This window comes from Tropicimonas isoalkanivorans, assembly GCF_900112335.1.
In the GTDB taxonomy this organism is placed as follows: domain Bacteria; phylum Pseudomonadota; class Alphaproteobacteria; order Rhodobacterales; family Rhodobacteraceae; genus Tropicimonas; species Tropicimonas isoalkanivorans.
Genome location: NZ_FOLG01000012.1, coordinates 82,777 through 98,886 on the forward strand (window position 1 = coordinate 82,777; position 16,110 = coordinate 98,886).

The following is a 16,110-nucleotide window of genomic DNA, read 5'->3' on the forward strand; positions in this document are numbered from 1 at the left end:
ACCTGTTTCCCTCCGCTCGCGGCAAGGCTAATGTGCGCGCCTGGCGGCACGGCGCCGCGGGGGTACGGAAATGGGTGTGCGTGAGACGGATGCAGAGCTTCGGCGGTTGATCGAGGCGTCGGAGAGCGTCCGAGGCGCGCCGATCTCTCGCTTGGGGTACTTCTGCGCCCCGTTCCGTCCGGTAGACGGGCCGTTCTCCGACTCCGTTGTGAAAGTCTATCGGTCACGGGCGGACGACGCGGCGCTGGATCGGCTGGCGGAGGCTCATTCGGCCTATGTCATCGCGCTACGGGAATGCGGTATCCGTTTGCCGGATACGGAGCTGCATCTGGTGCAGAGTCAGGGCAGGCGCGTGCCGGTGATCGTGCAGGCGGCCTTGCCGGCCGACAGCCTCATGCGTCCGCACATGGAGCGCGCCGACCTGGAAACGGCGCTCGCCCTCATGGAATCGGCGGGGGAGGTGATTGCCACCTTTGCGACCGGCGTTGTCGGCCGCCCGGAACGCATCGGGTTTCATCCCTCGATCCGCAATCTTGCGGTACTGGACGGACAGGGCATCTTCTTCGACACCTTCCCGCCGCTTATCGGCTACAGCCGGGACGAGATGGGGCAGTTGCTCATCACCTACTCCGGGTCGCCGCTCATGCGGGCGGTTGGGCCGCTGTTGCGTGCCCGCGTGACGGGGATCCAGGACGAATGGTATTCGCCGGCCGACATGCTGGTGGGTCTCGTCGGCAGCGCGTGCCGGCTCCGCCCCGCCGAGGCCGACGCATTTCTCGCCTGGGGACGGGATTTTTCCGCCCGCCGGATGCAACCCCATGTGGACGAGATCCACCGGCATCTGGACACGCCGCCGCAATTGCCCGGGTACTGGACGGCGGCCCGCAGGCTGCTCGGATTGCAGGGAAAGCCGAATATCTGACCGTCGCAGAAATCCCTTCGCAGCCGCGGCGCGCGTGCTAGGGTCGGTTCCGTAGCCAGGGAGAGCCTTATGCCGACGATTTCCAAATCCAACACGTTCCAGACGGTTATCACCACGTTCGAGATGAGCCCCGGAACCTGTCAGGACCTCGTGGATGCGCTAACCGAAGCCTACCGGACGTTCATTTCGAAACAGCCGGGCTTCATCGGGGCCGGGCTGCATGTGAACGACGCGCAGACGCGAATCGCCAACTATTCCCAGTGGGAGCGGCGAGAGGACTTTCAGGCGATGCTCCGCAGTCCGGAGATGCGCGAACACAACCGCCGCTTCCACGAGTTGTGCCGCAGTTTCGAGCCGGTGATGTACGACGTGGTCGAAACCTTCAACTAAACCCGCGTCCTGGAACTGCCCAGCGATGCACCCGACAGATACGTGCTGGCGCCGGACGGGCTTCGGGCTATGAGTCTCACAGCACAGGAATTTGGGAGGATTCGATGCGTTATCCGTTTGCCGTCGCGTTTGTGGCTCTCGTCTTGCCGGTCTCCGCGCCCGCGCAGGAGGTTGCCGTTACCAAGGGAATGCCGAGTGTGACCGTGGAAACCGACAGCGGCCCGGTCGAGATCTCCCGCATTCAGGATACGTCCAACGTCTTGACCGGGGAGTGGGCGCAGACCTCTCGCGCCTGCCCGCCGTTCTGCATCCAGCCGATCTCGCCCGCGGAGGGGGTGACGACCATCGGCGAGCTGGAACTGCTGGACATGCTGACCGATCCCGACGCCGTCGTTGTAGACAGCCGTGTGACCCCTGACTTCCAGGGCGGCTCCATTCCGGGGGCCGTTTCGATGCCCTACACGGAGATGGTCGACCATCTGGCGGAGCTTGGCTGCGAAATCGATTTCGAGGGCTGGGATTGTGAAGGCGCGAAGCCCGTGGCGCTCTTTTGCAACGGCCCGTGGTGCGGGCAATCACCGGAGGCGATCCGGCGGATCATCGAGGCCGGCTACCCGCCCGAACGCATCCACTACTACCGGGGGGGCATGCAGGTGTGGCGCCTCCTCGGCCTGACGGTCACCGGAGACTGACCGCGCGGCAGGCGTGACCTGCATCAAGGCGCGGGCCGCGGGATTGCGCAATCCTTGGGGGCCACCGCTTTGGGAGGGGTGTCATGTACAAGAAAATCCTCGTGCCGATTTCGTTCGACGACGACGAGAAGGTCGATCGCTCCATCGCCGCAGCCCGGGCGATGGCTGACGACGATGCGACCATCACCTTGCTTCACGTGGTCGAGCACGTGCCGGCCTATGCGATTTACCACATACCTGACGACTTGATGGAGGCGACGCGCGAAGGACTGGCGAAGGAGCTCCAACGGCTCGCGTCTGACGTGCCGCATGGCGAGGGGATGCTGGTGGAGGGACATGCCGGCCGGACCATCCTCGACACGGCCGAGGAGGTTGGAACCGACTGCATCGTCATCGCAAGCCACCGCCCGGGGATGCAAGACTACCTGCTGGGCAGCACTGCAGCACAAGTCGTGCGTCATGCGCCCTGCACCGTGGTCGTCGTGCGCTGATCAGCCGAACGCGCCGGGCCAGAAGCGGTAATAGAGCCACGCGGGTACCTCGCGTAGGCGCCAGCGCAGGTGCCGCCAGCGTGCATCGTTTACAGTCGGGGACGCGCTTCGGGTGCTGAGCCCCAGGCGCCGGGCAATAAGCCGGGCGCGCGGCGCGTGGTAGCCGTCCGTCACCAGGACGACCTCGTCGATGCCGGCCTGCGCGATCAGCGGCAGCGCAAAGGCGATGTTCTGGAGGGTATTCGTGGAGCGGCTTTCGTTCAGGATTGCGTCTTTCGGTACCCCTTCCGCCCCACAGATTTGCGCAATCATCTCGGCTTCGCTCGGTGGGTGCCGGCCGACGCCGCCGCATCCGATGACAACCTGCACGCGCCCCTCGAGCCACAATGCCGCCCCGTGACGCGCACGGCGTTCGAGCGCGATGGAGGGACGCGCGCCGGGAAGGACGGCCGCGCCGAGCACCAGGGCGGCGGTTGTGGGAATGTCTTTGCCCGAAGGCGGAGAGTTGGTCATCCGGCCAGGTCATCGTGGCAGTTTGGACGAAGGCTACGGTAGCGTCCTGGCGGGGTCCGAGCAACGCTCTTGGGGCGGACTCGCCCCGGGTGACGTCGATCAGAAATCGAGCCAGGCGCCGAGCTTCAGCCCTTGCGCGTTGTCGTTCTGCATCCCGAGCAAGATCGCCGATTCCACGCTGATGCCATGGCCGAACCGGCGCACGTACGTCGGGACTGCACGCACATAAATCGGCCCGTCGACTCCGGCGCCGCTCTGGATCTGGAGGTAAAGCATCGACCTGTCGGTGGCGTTGTAGCCAAGGGTGCTGTCGATCTTCCAGTAGCGCTCCTCCGCGTCCACCTGCCAACCGAGTTTCCCGTCGACCTCCACCCATCCGTCGCCCCAAGGGCTCTGGTACCCCCGGCCATAGGCAAGGCCGGCACGCAGAACCGAATCTTTCCGGTCGAGCCAGTCGCGCACGGGCCCGTAGCCGATCTGGGCGCCGTAGTGGTTTTTCCAGTCGAGGTTGCCGAGAGCGGCGGCGATAAACAGGATCGCGGAACTGAGGTTGGACTCTCGCCGGGAGAAGCTGTCGAGCCCGAACGTCAGGCGTTCGGATATGCCGTATTCGGCATAGACGGCGGATTCGTTTGTGAGCTCGAGTTCAGGCTTTTCGGAGAGGGGGCCGGATATTTCCTTCACGTACCCCACGGCATCCCCGAACGTCGTCCACGAGACAGAGAGGAAGCCGTTGCCCTTGCCGCGAGGCCACGCCCCTCCGGCGGTGGCCGACGTGCCGACCGCTGCCAGCAGGCTGATCAATAGGAGGAAGAGAGCGCGTCGCATGCCCCAGGCGCAGAAGTGTTCAGGTCAACAGGCGCCAATGAAACGCAACGCGAAACGTGGTGGTGCTATCGACGGAGGAGAAGCCTATGTGGGAACGATGGTCCCACGGCTCCGTCAGGAGTGGTTGGAGAACCCGGCCGGAACCATGGTCGAGGCGTCGATCGGGCGATCCGATTTGGTCATGTACCAGCGAAGTGCGACAATCGCGGTCAAGGCCACGCTGCTCGCCCATGCAGTTCCGATGCCCCACATGATGACGGTCGCAACGCTGCCGCCGGAAAGAGCCGAGGCCGCCGCAGTCGCGACAGCGATGAAGATGGAAACCAGGAAGATGCCGAGCGCCATTTTTACGCCTCCCGATTGATGGCCCGCCTTGGCCTGTTGTCTTTACCTAGCGGGCAATACGTTGCCAGAAGGTTAAAAGGCGGCAGGCGAATTAGCCGCAAAGGCACCCTTGCGCCGAAACGGGGCACAAATGTGGCGTACGGGTGGCGAGAGTTTCAAAATTGTTCCCAAGAAGTTAATGTGTCGCAATCAAAACTGGGCTGACGGCGGTCGCGCACCCGAAAAATGATCAGTTGCCAAGGGATTAGACTTGGCCGGTCTGGCCGGAAAAGTTTGCGGTCAGGAGTGGATCCGCGTCGGAATGCGCTCTATCGTCCGGCAAGATGCGTGAAAGGAACTGAACAATCTGCGAACGGCGCAAGTATTATTCTATCGCCATTCAACGATTAATATTTCGAACCGGCACGCCCCGCCTTTCAGCTTTTCACCGCGGCAGTTGCGGAGCGCGAATCCCGGGAATCGGTCGTAGACGTTGACGTATCTTTCCGAGACGCATCGCAAGTGCGCGGGCGTCCCTAGATGGCGTTGCGGTTACGCCCTCCCGCCCTTTTTCCTCTTGATGCCGCCCCGCTGCCCCGGCCGTCCAGCCTTTGACCGCCCGACCCCTTTCTGTGCCGCCTCGGCCGCGGCCTCCACCGCGGACTGGCGCGCCAGCGGGTCGTCCGCGACCGCGAGGTCCACCGCCTCCAGCCGCTTGATCTCGTCCCTGAAACGCGCGGCTTCCTCGAATTCCAGGTTCTCGGCAGCCTTGCGCATCTGATCGCGCAAGCCATTCAGGTGTGCCTCCAAATTCGCGCCGTGCATCGGCGCGTCGAGTTTCGCGGTCACCCGGGACATGTCCGCATCGCCCTTGTAGAGCCCGGCGAGGATGTCCTCGACATTCTTTCGAACGGTCTCTGGCGTGATGCCGTGCTCCTCGTTGTAGGCGATCTGCTTCGCGCGCCGGCGTTCCGTCTCTTTCAGGGCGCGCTCCATCGAGCCGGTGATGCGGTCGGCATACATGATGACGCGCCCTTCCGCATTCCGCGCGGCACGACCGATGGTCTGGACCAAAGAGGTCTCGGAGCGCAGGAAGCCCTCCTTGTCGGCGTCCAGAATGGCCACGAGCCCGCATTCGGGAATGTCGAGCCCTTCCCGCAGCAAGTTGATGCCCACCAGCACGTCGAAGGCGCCGAGCCGCAGGTCCCGCAGGATCTCGATCCGCTCGATGGTGTCGATGTCAGAATGCATGTAGCGGACCTTGATCCCCTGCTCGTGCAGGTATTCGGTCAGATCCTCCGCCATGCGCTTGGTCAGGGTGGTGACGAGCGTTCGGAAGCCCTTCGCAGTCACGCGTCGTATTTCGTCCAGGAGGTCGTCCACCTGCATCTCGACGGGACGAATCTCGACCTCCGGGTCCAGGAGGCCGGTCGGGCGGATCACCTGTTCGGTAAACACGCCCCCAGTTTGCTCCAGCTCCCACGAGGCCGGCGTGGCGGAGACGAAGACGGACTGCGGCCGCATCGCGTCCCATTCCTCGAACTTGAGGGGGCGGTTGTCCATGCAGGAGGGCAGGCGGAAACCGTGCTCGGCGAGCGTGAACTTGCGCCGATAGTCGCCCCGGTACATGCCGCCGATTTGGGGCACGCTGACGTGGCTCTCGTCGGCGAAGACGATAGCGGTGTCGGGGATAAATTCGAACAGCGTCGGGGGCGGCTCGCCGGGCGCGCGGCCGGTGAGGTAGCGCGAGTAGTTCTCGATGCCGTTGCAGACCCCGGTGGCCTCCAGCATCTCCAGGTCGAAGTTGGTCCGCTGCTCCAGACGTTGTGCCTCCAACAGCTTCCCTTCGCCCACGAGTTGATCGAGCCGCTGGCGAAGCTCCTTCTTGATGCCCTCGATGGCCTGTTTCATCGTCGGCTTGGGCGTGACGTAGTGGGAGTTGGCATAGATCCGAATTCGCTCGAAGCTGTCGGTCTTTTCGCCCGTCAGTGGGTCGAACTCGGTGAGCGCTTCCAGTTCCTCACCGAAGAACGACGCGCGCCATGCGCGATCCTCCAAGTGGGCGGGCCAGATCTCCAGAACGTCTCCACGCACCCGGAAGCTGCCGCGCTGAAACGCCTGATCGTTGCGCCGGTATTGCTGCGCCACGAGATCGGCCATGACCTTGCGCTGGTCGTACTCGCGGCCAACGTGCAGGTCCTGCGTCATCGCCCCGTAGGTTTCAACCGAGCCGATACCGTAGATACAGGAAACGGAGGCCACGATGATGACGTCGTCGCGCTCAAGCAGGGCGCGGGTCGCGGAGTGGCGCATCCGGTCGATCTGCTCGTTGATCTGCGATTCCTTCTCGATGTAGGTGTCCGAGCGCGGCACGTAGGCCTCGGGCTGGTAATAGTCGTAGTAGGAGACGAAATACTCCACCGCGTTCTCCGGGAAGAACCCCTTGAACTCCCCGTACAATTGCGCTGCCAGCGTCTTGTTAGGCGCGAGGATGATCGCCGGGCGCTGCGTCTCCTCGATGATCTTGGCCATGGTGAAGGTCTTGCCGGTGCCGGTCGCGCCCAGCAGAACCTGGTCCCGCTCGCCGTCGCGCACCCCGTTCGCCAGCTCCACGATCGCCGTCGGCTGGTCGCCCGCCGGCTCGAACTCCGCATGCATGGTGAACCGCTTGCCGCCTTCGAGTTTCTCGCGCGTCCGGACGTCCGGCGCCGGGGCGTGCATCAATGGCATGGACTTGTCGGAATGGGTGTAGGGCATGGATGTCTCGTCTGGCTGGGGCGCGGTCAGCTTTCGTTCATTTCGGGTGCTCCGGGCAAAATGGCAAATTTTTTCCCGTCCGTCCGACGGAATTGTGAGGGGGCGACGCTGCGGGAGCTGATGACATATGAGGCGGATTGGACGCGCGCTGCAACCGCTCGATACGTGGCCCGTCGAAGCGGCTTGACGGCGGGCGCGGCTGTGGGGCGCCTCGCCCGTCCTGCCTCGGCGTAAATGTGCCGAGTCCCGGCCCGGACGATTGCTGATTCGGCGAATATTTCTCACTCTGGTTGAACGCAGCAGAGAGGCTGCCGGCCGGCGTGCATCCCCAACCCGCTCCCTCGTCGCCGGCTGGCAGCCGCCTGCGTCAGCGCGCTCCCCCAAAACGTCCATTCGCCCCTTGCGCGATCCGCCGCGCTTGGCGATAACCTGCGCAGAAGCCAAGGAGATCGCCCATGCGTGCGCGCATCTATCAGCCGGCCAGAAACGTGATGCAGTCCGGCACCGGCAAGACCAAGGTGTGGTACGTCGAAATCGTTCCCGAGGACGGGACGAAGATCGACCCCTTGATGGGCTGGCCGGGCCAGACGGACGTGCACAGCCAGGTGAAGCTGCGGTTCGATACCAAGGAGGCGGCGCTCGACTACGCGCGCGAAAATGGCCTCGATTTCGTGGTGATCGAGCCCAAGAAGCGCAAGCCAAACATCCGCAAGAACGGCTATGGCGACAACTTCGCCACGAACCGCCGTACGGTATGGACGCACTGAGACCCGTTGAGGCCTTTGACCCTTCGTGAACGCGCCTGCAACTTGGCTTGCAATCGGCGCTCTGGCTGCGCAATAGAGGGGCCAGTGGCCCCGTAGCTCAACTGGATAGAGCGAGCGCCTTCTAAGCGCTAGGTTCCGGGTTCAAGTCCTGGCGGGGTCGCCACTGCACCGCAGGCTGGCCGACGCTCTCTGCCTCTCAGCAATGGGCCATCACGCAGGCAGGCTCTGTTCCAGCAGCGCTATCAATGCAGCGTCGTGAAACGGTTTCTCCAGCACGGCCACCGCTGGGCTTCCGCTCAGATCGATCACGGACGTCTGCCCTGACACGATGATGGAGGGAATCCCACGCGCATGGAGGTCTCTCACGAGAGCCACCCCGGTCGGGCCGTCGGCAAGGTCGAGGTCCACCAGAACCATGTCCGGCCGGTTCGCGTCGCACTCTTGCAGACACGCGGTCCGCGTCGTGACGATGCCTGCGCTTTCGAAACCGCTGTCTTCAAGAAGCATCTCGATAGACATGGCTATCACGATGTTATCCTCACAAATCATGATTTTCATGCCGTCACCTGAAATGTACCGTAGGGCCGACCGAGTCTTCCGGCGGGCAAATCACAGTGTCCCGGGGGCCACTTCCTTCAACCAGCAAGCCGTCTTGTTCATACGCGACGTTTGCCGGGCTGCCGAAGACTGACGCCAGAGACGCGCCGATGAACCGTGATCCATATCCCATGGTCTCGGGCTGGGTCAGTGTGAAGGGCACGGTTTCTTTCCATCTGAACCACGCCGTATCCCCATCGGTACGGAAGTCGACGACAACCGTGCCGACCGGATGGGAGAGCGCGCCATATTTGACCGCGTTGGTCACCAGCTCATACAGGCAGAGTCCGAGCGAATGGGCCGCCGCGGGAAACAGGTTCACCGGCTCCGTATGGAGCTGGAGCTTGTCGCCGTCCATGTAGGGGCGCAAGAGCTCCTGGAAGAGCTCGTCGCACCGGACGCCCACGGTATCCATCTGCATCAGCATTCCGTGGACGTTGTTCAACGCATCCAGACGTTCGAGAAAGTCGTCATAGCTGTCCTTCCCGGTTCCGGTCGTCCGGCGTGTCAGCCGAGCGATGGACTGAACCGTGGTAATGAGGTTCTTCACCCGGTGGTTCAACTCGCGCCGAAGCAGCCGCTCCATGCGCAAATGGTCCCTCACCTGGTACTGGCGAAGCCGGTTGCTCATCGAACTTTGCACCGCGGTCTGGAATTCGACCCAGCTCAGGGGGCGTGACAGAACCACCAGCCGGGCGCGAGTGAATTGCGCCCGAACGGCCTCCCGCAGGGCGATCGCGCCGGACCTCTCTCCCGCCAGCAGGATCACAGGCATCTCCGACCAGTCATCCTGACGTCCGAGGCGCGTGGAGAATTTTTCCAGCGACTCCTCGGACAGGGATTCCTGAGCAATGATGAGCGATCCGAATTCTTCCATCGTTCCTTCGGGGATCTCGTCGGTTGACCGTATGGTCTCCAAGGGAAAACCGATCTCGCGGATCGCTTTCGAGAGGATATTGGCATCCATGCCTCGCGGCGTGATAACGAGCAGCGGCGGAAGGTCTTTGCCAGTATGTGGGAGAGTATCAGCGTGCGGCGGGTCCGACATCCACATTCCCGCTTTCTATAACCAGCTCCCGGACATCGAGTTCATGCGGTCCGTGCCGCTTCTTGACCGCCACGATGTCGCGATGAACCCGGCCTTTCTCCTCGTGCATCCGGAGAAACAACACGGTGTCGCCGAGGAAGCTGACGTCTACGGGCGTGTTCGAGTTGTGACCAAGCAGGCCGTGCTGCGCGACGATCAGAATGGTCAGGACGTTCTGGCGCGAGACGTGCTTGAGGAGCGCCTGGATGTCGAACAGGGCCTGCGAATGGTCCGTCAGGGATGACATGTAACCGGTGAAGCTGTCGATCACCACCACCCGAAGGTCGTCCGCTTCTGCCTCTTTCTGCACGAGCTGCGTGAACTCACCGGCGCTGATCTCATCTGGATTGAAATCGTATATGTGCAGTCGCCCGTCTTGGTAATAATCCCGCAGATCCATCCCGAGGCCTTCGGAGCGCCGGAAGAACGTCTCGATACGTTCCTCGAAAAGGAATAGGGCGACGCTCTCGCCCCGGGCCAGTGCGGCGGTCGCGTAAAGGGAAGCGATGGTGGACTTGCCAGTGCCTGCCTGACCGACGACCATTGTCGTCGTGCCCGGCTCCAGCCCGCCGCCGAAGATGGAATCTAGGCGTTCGCGGCCCGACCGGATCAACTCCCCGTCCAGCGAGTCTACGGGGCGTTCGCGGGGGGAAAGGCGTGGATAGACCACAACCCCTTCGCCCTCACGAATGTCCATGTCGTGCCAGCCGGCGAAGATCGGTACGCCCCGCATCTTCGCGACCTGCATGCGCCGTTTCGCCCTGCCATAATCCGGCAGTTGCTTGTCCAGCGTGGAGACGCTGTGAACGACGCCGCGGGACTCCAGCTCCCCATTATCGTTTGTGTCGACGTCGGTATCGACGAGGAGGACCGTAATGCCCTTGCGCGCAATGTAGTCCCGGAAGCCGATGAGTTCGCGCTGATAGCGGGGCACGTCCGGGCTGAGCAACCGGATCTCGAGAAGGGAATCATAGACGAGTCGCGCAGGCTCGAATTCGTCGATCGCGCCTTGAACCGCGCGCCGCGTCTCGTCGAGCCGCAGGTCCGCCGTCTGGAAAATGCTTTGCTCCGAGAAGCCCCCCGCTTCGTGCGCACTGACTTCGATCACCTTGATGCCGTCCAGCGACCAGCCATGGGACGCGGCGATGCGTTGGAGGTCGAGTTCGGTCTGGCTGAGTGTCACATAGAGACAGGTTTCGCCTCGGTCCCGGCCTTCCATGAGGAATTGCAGCGCGAGCGTGGTCTTTCCCGTTCCCGGAGCCCCCTGCAGGAGGTGGATACTGTTACGCGGATAGCCGCCTCGCAGCACGTGATCGAAGCCCGCGCAACCCGTTCCAATTTGATCCATCGCATTCCCCTTGATCTTCCGGTGAACGCACGCGGCCTTCTCAGCGTGTCGTTGCACCATTGCGGCTATCAAATAGGCGTGAGGAGGCGTCAGGCCAGCGAAAAGCGCCAATGTAGCCCGTTTTAACGTAGGTGACGGTGGACATGGGGGTCGTCCGGGAGGCGATGGGAAGGTTTGCGCGCAACCGCATGTGATCCCCGCGCCACACCGAAAGGGACATCCCGCAGCGGGGGCGTTGGGACGCCGGAGTCCGGCACCGACGGCATTCGCAGCTTGCGGTGTCGTACAGGTTTCATTCGACATCCGGCCGGTTGGACGGTAAGCGGACGCCCCAAGGGAAAGTGCAAGAAACCGGCGCCCCGCCGGAGAGGAGTTGACCATGCGTATTGCGGTTCTTGGAGGAGATGGCTTTTGCGGCTGGCCGACCTCGCTGCACCTGTCCAACCTGGGCCACGAGGTTCACATCGTCGACAATCTCTCGCGCCGCTGGATCGATACCGAGCTGGGCGTTCAGTCCTTGACGCCGATGGACTCCATCCAGGAGCGATGCCGGATCTGGAAGCAGGTCTCAGGCAACGAGATCCGGTTCCACCTGCTCGACCTGGCCAAGGAATACCAGCGTCTGCGGTTGTGGCTGGACGAATACCGCCCCGATGCGATCATCCATTTCGCCGAACAGCGCGCCGCGCCCTATTCGATGAAGTCGGATCGTCACAAGGTCTACACGGTCGACAACAACGTCAGCGCCACCCACAACCTCCTGACCGCTTTGGTCGAGACCGGCATCGACGCCCACCTCGTCCACCTGGGCACCATGGGGGTCTATGGCTACTCCACCATCGGCGCACCGATCCCTGAGGGCTACCTTGACGTTTCGGTGGAGACGGACAGCGGCGCGAAGGGCATGGAGATCCTGTACCCGACGCGTCCGGGCTCGGTCTATCACATGACCAAGTCGCTCGATCAGATCCTGTTCCAGTTCTACGCCCAGAACGACGCGCTCCGCATCACCGACCTTCACCAGGGCATCGTCTGGGGCACCCATACCGACCAGACGAAGCGGCACGAGCAGCTCATCAACCGGTTCGACTATGACGGCGATTACGGGACGGTGCTGAACCGGTTCCTGATCCAGGCCGCGATCGACTATCCGCTGACCGTGCACGGCACCGGCGGGCAAACCCGCGCCTTCATCCACATCCAGGACACAGTGCGGTGCATCGAACTGGCGCTTGGGGATGCGCCGGAAAAGGGCGAGCGTGTGAAGATCTTCAACCAGATGACCGAAACCCACCGGGTGCGGGATCTGGCGGAGATGGTGGCGCGCATGACCGGCGCGGAGATCGCCTTCCTGCCGAACCCACGCAAGGAAGCAGCCGAGAACGAGCTGATCGTGAAGAACGACCATTTCATCGACCTCGGCCTCAACCCCATCAAGCTGGAATCCGGCCTGCTGGAGGAGGTCGTGCACGTGGCGAAGAAATACGCCCACCGTGTCGACCGCAAGCATGTCCCCTGCGTCTCGGCCTGGACGAAGGACATCGCCAAGCGCGTTGTGCACGATCCGGAGGCGGCGCACCTCAAGTCCGTGTCCTGACGCGTGATGGTGGAAGGACTGCTTGCCGAAGGGGCTCCGGCGAGTCGCCACGCCTATGTGACGCTCGTCACCAACGCCGACTATGCCCTCGGCGCGAAGGCGCTGGTACGGTCCATCGGGATGACCGGCACCGACGCCGATTGCGTCGTGCTCCATACCGCCGCTGTGGACGACGTGGACCTTGCGCCCCTGCGCGATCTGGGCGCGCGTCTTGTCCGCACGGATCTGTTGCCGACCTCGGCGGCCTTCAACGCGGCCCATGCCCGCGACCGACTGCACGGCCTCGCGCCCTTCACCAAGGGTGAAAAGCCGCCGTTCCACACCCCGCTCGACAACTTCGCCAAGCTGCGCCTCTGGCAGATGGAAGAATACGAGAGCGTGGTCTTTATCGATGCCGATGCGTTGGTGCTGAAGAACTGCGACCGGCTGTTTGAGTATCCGGAGTTTTCCGCTGCACCGAACGTCTATGAAAGCCTCGCCGATTTCCACCGGATGAACTCCGGCGTCTTCTGCGCTCGCCCCGACGCGGCTACGTTCGACCGGATGCTGTCGGAACTCGACGCGCCTGGTGCCTTCTGGCGGCGGACCGACCAGACCTTCCTGCAGCATTTCTTTCCGGATTGGCACGGGCTGCCGGTGTTCGACAACATGCTGCAATACGTGTGGTTCAACATGCCGGAGCTGTGGGACTGGCCATCGATCCACATCCTGCATTTCCAGTACGAGAAGCCGTGGCAGGACCCCCATCCCAAGTCCGCGCAACTGGCCCCGCTAATCGCGTTGTGGGAGGCCTATGCCGGCGACGGGCCAGTGCCGGTCATTGCCACGCTGCCCGGGCCGCTCGCGTGAGACTGGCCGTCACCGGCGGCACCGGGCTGGTGGGCCGGTTCATCGTCGAGGAGGCACTGGCGGCGGGAGATGACGTGGCGGTTTTGAGCCGTTCGGCGCCGCTGCCGGGGAACTTCGGTGCCCCGGTCGTTCACGTACCCTATGACCTTGCCGGCCCGGTCCCGCCGCTCGTAGGATACGACGCCCTTGTACATGCCGCGTTCAGCCACCTTGCCGGGCGGTATCGGGGCGGCGAGGGGGGGGATCCGGCGGGCTTTTTGCGCGCTAACCTCGATGGATCGGTTCGGCTGTTCGAGGCGGCGAAAGCGGCCGGTGTTGGTCGCGTCCTGTTTCTCTCCTCCCGCGCGGCCTATGGTGCCTGGCCGCCGGGTACGGTTCTCCGCGAGGATATGGAGCCGCGGCCGGATACGCTCTACGGGGAGGCGAAGGTTGCGGCCGAACGTGCCCTGACTGGTTTGACCGCGCCAGGGTTTGCCACGTCGAGTTTGCGTGCCACCGGGGTCTACGGCGCCGTCGCACCCGGTCAGGCGCACAAGTGGCAGCCCCTCTTCGCGGATTTCCAGAACGGCACGCCGATCGCGCCGCGCGTGGCCACCGAAGTCCACGGGGCGGATCTCGCCTCGGCCGTGCGCCTTTTGCTGACCTTGCCGGCGGACGAGCTTGCCGGCGCGATTTTCAATGTGTCCGACCTCATTCTGGATCGGCGCGACCTTTTGGCGGAAGTGGCTCGGCTCACAGGCGTGAGCACGCCGCTCCCGGATCGGGCGGATGCCGGTCAGGTGAACGTCATGGAGACCCGCCGACTTGAGGCGCTCGGCTGGCGGCCGGCCGGAATGGAGGGGCTGCGGCAAGCGCTTCCGGCGATGCTCCGACTGGACTGAGACCCGCCGCAGCCAAGGCGTCAGGCGCCCGGCGGGATGTACCCGGATGCCGCACTGCCGGCCTCGCTCGCAAGCTTCGCGAATTCCGCCGTGCTCCACACGCAATGGGTGTTGAAATCCGTCGCGATCCCTTCGGAGCCGACGATCATCGCGACTTTCGCCGGCACGCCCACATTGTCGGCGTCCAGGATCATCATCACGTCGGCGTCGCCGGTGATGAAGTAGTGCTCCACCAAGGTCCCTCCCGCCGAACTGACCAGTTTGTCCAGCACCGGCCTGCGGTCGTCGCCCTTGGCCATGAAACCCTTGATCGCCACCGACGTCAGTTTCGCGGTCATGATGAATCTCGGCATGTGTTCGTCCTCCCTGTCGCACCTCGTTCGGTGCCCGGGAAGCATACCACAGATCGGCGCGAGTTCGGTCGGCGGTACCTCAGGACTTGACGAATGCCTCGAATGCGTCTGCGTATTCCGGGTGCCAGCGCGACAGCGGTGGGCGGTTCTCGATGATATCGCCGATGGCCCAAGCCATGCGCTTCTGGTCGAGTGCCCGGGATACGTCATTGTCCGGGCAGAGAATGTAGAAGTCCCCCTCGGCCAGCCGCTCCATCATGAATGCCGCCGTCTGCTCCGGCGTCCAGGCGCCCTCGGGCTTCTCGGACCGCCCCGAAGCCGTCAAGCCGGTGAAGACGAAACCGGGGATCAACAGGTGAGCCGTGATCTTGGCTCCCTCGGTGTTGCGCAGATCGTACGCCAGCGCCTCCGTGTACGCCTTCACGCCCGCTTTGGCCACGTTGTAGGCCGGATCGCCGGGCGGCGTGGTGATGCCCTGCTTGGATCCTGTGTTGATGATCATCCCCGGCCTACCACGGTCGATCATGCGCGGCGCGAAGCTGTGGGTGCCGTGGATGATGCCCCAGAGGTTCGTCTCCAGAACCGCGCGCCACGCCTCCATCGGCCCGAACATGGAGCTGCCGGGCTGGATCCCAGCATTGTTAACCAGCACGTCCGTGCCGCCGAAGCGGTCCGCGACCGCCTGTTCCAACGCGATTACCTGCTGCAGATCGGAGACATCCGTGGCGCTCGTCATCACGTCCGTAGCGCCTGCACCGCGGAGCGCCGCCTCTGCCTCCGAAAAGTGGTCGGGCCGATTGTCCACCACCACGAGGGTCATGCCACGGGAGGCGAATTCCTTCGCGATGGCGAGCCCAATCCCGGCCGCGCCTCCGGTCACGACGGCCACGGCATCCGGTTTGAAAACTGTGTCAGACATGATCCCCTCCTTTTCGGTCCGCCTGCAGCCTATGCCCGCACCGTCAGCGGTGGAAGGCCAAACCCGGCCGGCGATCCGGTCTGCCGCCACGGCAGCCGCGCAGCGACTGACGACCCGCTTGGCACCGCGCCGCGTCACCACTAAGACGTGGGACTCTTGTGTGGAGGCGACATGGCCGCAGAGGCATTCATCCAGGGCTTCGGCCTTGCACTCACTCTGATCCTTGCGATTGGGGCGCAGAACGCCTTCGTCCTGCGTCAGGGGCTCCGGCGCGAGCACGTGCTGGCGGTGGTGCTGATCTGTGCGGTGTCGGACGCGGTTCTGATTTCGGTGGGTGTTTTCGCCTTTGCCGCAGCGGAACGCGTGATGCCGGCGGTCGTGCCGCTCCTTCGGTGGGGCGGGGCAGCGTTTCTGCTGGCCTACGGCGCGCTCAGCTTTCGCAATGCGTGGCGTGGCGGCGAGGCGCTGGAGGCCGGTGCAGGCGGGCCGCGGGCGCTCCGGCCGGTCGCGCTGACGTGCCTGGCGTTGACCTGGCTGAACCCGCACGTCTACCTCGACACTGTGGCGTTGATCGGATCGGTCTCCACCGCCTTTCCGGAGGCGCGGCTTGCCTTCACGGTCGGGGCTGCCTCCGCCTCCTTCGCCTTCTTCTTTGCGCTTGGCTACGGCGCGCGGCTGCTCCAGCCGATCTTCGCACGGCCCTTGAGTTGGCGCGTGCTCGACGTGGCCGTGGGCTGCGTGATGTGGGCCATCGCGGCGGGGCTGGTGCTGGGATGAGCCCGCCGCCGGGGCGAA

18 protein-coding genes and 1 tRNA gene are annotated in these 16,110 nt (G+C 63.9%); 10 read left to right on the forward strand and 9 right to left on the reverse strand.

The genetic code is table 11. From position 1 onward, the window contains the following. The first annotated feature begins 76 nt into the window (after nucleotides 1-76). The 4 genes from BM075_RS17490 to BM075_RS17505 all read left to right on the forward strand — a co-directional run bounded on the left by BM075_RS17490 (nucleotide 77) and on the right by BM075_RS17505 (nucleotide 2,495). Complete coding sequence (locus BM075_RS17490) at nucleotides 77-922, forward strand: DUF6206 family protein (protein WP_245758894.1); 846 nt, start codon at nucleotides 77-79, stop codon at nucleotides 920-922. 69 nt (nucleotides 923-991) lie between these two features. Continuing rightward, nucleotides 992-1,312, forward strand: coding sequence for an antibiotic biosynthesis monooxygenase family protein (locus tag BM075_RS17495; protein ID WP_093361993.1), 321 nt, complete (start codon nucleotides 992-994; stop codon nucleotides 1,310-1,312). Nucleotides 1,313-1,500: 188 nt separating this feature from the next. Continuing rightward, nucleotides 1,501-2,004, forward strand: coding sequence for a rhodanese-like domain-containing protein (locus BM075_RS17500; RefSeq protein ID WP_425445202.1), 504 nt, complete (start codon nucleotides 1,501-1,503; stop codon nucleotides 2,002-2,004). Nucleotides 2,005-2,087: 83 nt separating this feature from the next. After that, complete coding sequence (locus BM075_RS17505; RefSeq protein WP_093361995.1) at nucleotides 2,088-2,495, forward strand: universal stress protein; 408 nt, start codon at nucleotides 2,088-2,090, stop codon at nucleotides 2,493-2,495. Here BM075_RS17505 and BM075_RS17510 read toward each other — a convergent pair whose 3' ends face one another. The 4 genes from BM075_RS17510 to uvrB all read right to left on the reverse strand — a co-directional run bounded on the left by BM075_RS17510 (nucleotide 2,496) and on the right by uvrB (nucleotide 6,917). Further along, a complete protein-coding gene (locus BM075_RS17510) occupies nucleotides 2,496-3,008 on the reverse strand; it encodes a YdcF family protein (RefSeq protein WP_093361996.1) in 513 nt (170 codons plus the stop codon). Nucleotides 3,009-3,107: 99 nt separating this feature from the next. After that, nucleotides 3,108-3,836, reverse strand: a complete 729-nt coding sequence (locus BM075_RS17515) for a hypothetical protein (RefSeq protein WP_093361997.1) — start codon at nucleotides 3,834-3,836, stop codon at nucleotides 3,108-3,110. A gap of 114 nt (nucleotides 3,837-3,950) precedes the next feature. After that, nucleotides 3,951-4,181 (reverse strand): hypothetical protein, encoded by a 231-nt coding sequence (locus BM075_RS17520; RefSeq protein WP_093361998.1) that lies wholly within the window; start codon nucleotides 4,179-4,181, stop codon nucleotides 3,951-3,953. Between the two features lie 531 nt (nucleotides 4,182-4,712). Further along, the gene (gene uvrB / locus BM075_RS17525; RefSeq protein ID WP_093361999.1) at nucleotides 4,713-6,917 is read right to left on the reverse strand and encodes an excinuclease ABC subunit UvrB; all 2,205 of its coding nucleotides are present in this window, start codon (nucleotides 6,915-6,917) and stop codon (nucleotides 4,713-4,715) included. Between the two features lie 455 nt (nucleotides 6,918-7,372). Between uvrB and BM075_RS17530 the strand changes: the two genes are divergently transcribed. Both BM075_RS17530 and BM075_RS17535 read left to right on the forward strand, forming a co-directional pair. Then, nucleotides 7,373-7,684, forward strand: coding sequence for an ETC complex I subunit (locus BM075_RS17530; RefSeq protein ID WP_093362000.1), 312 nt, complete (start codon nucleotides 7,373-7,375; stop codon nucleotides 7,682-7,684). 86 nt (nucleotides 7,685-7,770) lie between these two features. Continuing rightward, a tRNA-Arg gene (locus tag BM075_RS17535) sits at nucleotides 7,771-7,847 on the forward strand. A gap of 47 nt (nucleotides 7,848-7,894) precedes the next feature. On the opposite strand, the gene BM075_RS17540 is transcribed toward BM075_RS17535, so the two are convergent. Genes BM075_RS17540 through BM075_RS17550 form a run of 3 tightly spaced genes read right to left on the reverse strand, consistent with a single transcriptional unit; the run spans nucleotide 7,895 to nucleotide 10,716 of the window. Next, entirely contained in the window at nucleotides 7,895-8,242 is a 348-nt protein-coding gene (locus BM075_RS17540; protein ID WP_093362001.1) for a response regulator, read from the reverse strand. Between the two features lie 4 nt (nucleotides 8,243-8,246). Further along, nucleotides 8,247-9,248 (reverse strand): sensor histidine kinase, encoded by a 1,002-nt coding sequence (locus tag BM075_RS17545; RefSeq protein ID WP_177208401.1) that lies wholly within the window; start codon nucleotides 9,246-9,248, stop codon nucleotides 8,247-8,249. Nucleotides 9,249-9,306: 58 nt separating this feature from the next. After that, nucleotides 9,307-10,716 carry an ATPase domain-containing protein gene (locus BM075_RS17550; protein WP_093362079.1) on the reverse strand — a complete coding sequence of 470 codons (1,410 nt, stop codon included), beginning with the start codon at nucleotides 10,714-10,716 and terminating at the stop codon, nucleotides 9,307-9,309. Between the two features lie 379 nt (nucleotides 10,717-11,095). On the opposite strand from BM075_RS17550, the gene BM075_RS17555 reads away from it, so the two are divergent. The 3 genes from BM075_RS17555 to BM075_RS17565 are packed head-to-tail and all read left to right on the forward strand — an operon-like array spanning nucleotide 11,096 to nucleotide 14,043. Then, on the forward strand, nucleotides 11,096-12,313 hold the full coding sequence (locus BM075_RS17555) for an NAD-dependent epimerase/dehydratase family protein (RefSeq protein ID WP_093362003.1): 1,218 nt from the start codon (nucleotides 11,096-11,098) through the stop codon (nucleotides 12,311-12,313). Between the two features lie 6 nt (nucleotides 12,314-12,319). Further along, nucleotides 12,320-13,162 carry a glycosyltransferase gene (locus BM075_RS17560; RefSeq protein WP_093362004.1) on the forward strand — a complete coding sequence of 281 codons (843 nt, stop codon included), beginning with the start codon at nucleotides 12,320-12,322 and terminating at the stop codon, nucleotides 13,160-13,162. Beyond that, nucleotides 13,159-14,043 (forward strand): NAD-dependent epimerase/dehydratase family protein, encoded by an 885-nt coding sequence (locus BM075_RS17565; RefSeq protein WP_093362005.1) that lies wholly within the window; start codon nucleotides 13,159-13,161, stop codon nucleotides 14,041-14,043. The genes BM075_RS17560 and BM075_RS17565 overlap by 4 nt, the downstream gene beginning before the upstream one ends. Nucleotides 14,044-14,063: 20 nt before the next feature. Here BM075_RS17565 and BM075_RS17570 read toward each other — a convergent pair whose 3' ends face one another. Next, a complete protein-coding gene (locus tag BM075_RS17570; RefSeq protein WP_177208402.1) occupies nucleotides 14,064-14,396 on the reverse strand; it encodes a GYD domain-containing protein in 333 nt (110 codons plus the stop codon). Nucleotides 14,397-14,475: 79 nt separating this feature from the next. Continuing rightward, complete coding sequence (locus BM075_RS17575) at nucleotides 14,476-15,315, reverse strand: SDR family NAD(P)-dependent oxidoreductase (RefSeq protein ID WP_093362007.1); 840 nt, start codon at nucleotides 15,313-15,315, stop codon at nucleotides 14,476-14,478. Nucleotides 15,316-15,486: 171 nt separating this feature from the next. On the opposite strand from BM075_RS17575, the gene BM075_RS17580 reads away from it, so the two are divergent. Further along, entirely contained in the window at nucleotides 15,487-16,092 is a 606-nt protein-coding gene (locus tag BM075_RS17580; RefSeq protein WP_093362008.1) for a LysE/ArgO family amino acid transporter, read from the forward strand. Nucleotides 16,093-16,110: the final 18 nt, after the last annotated feature.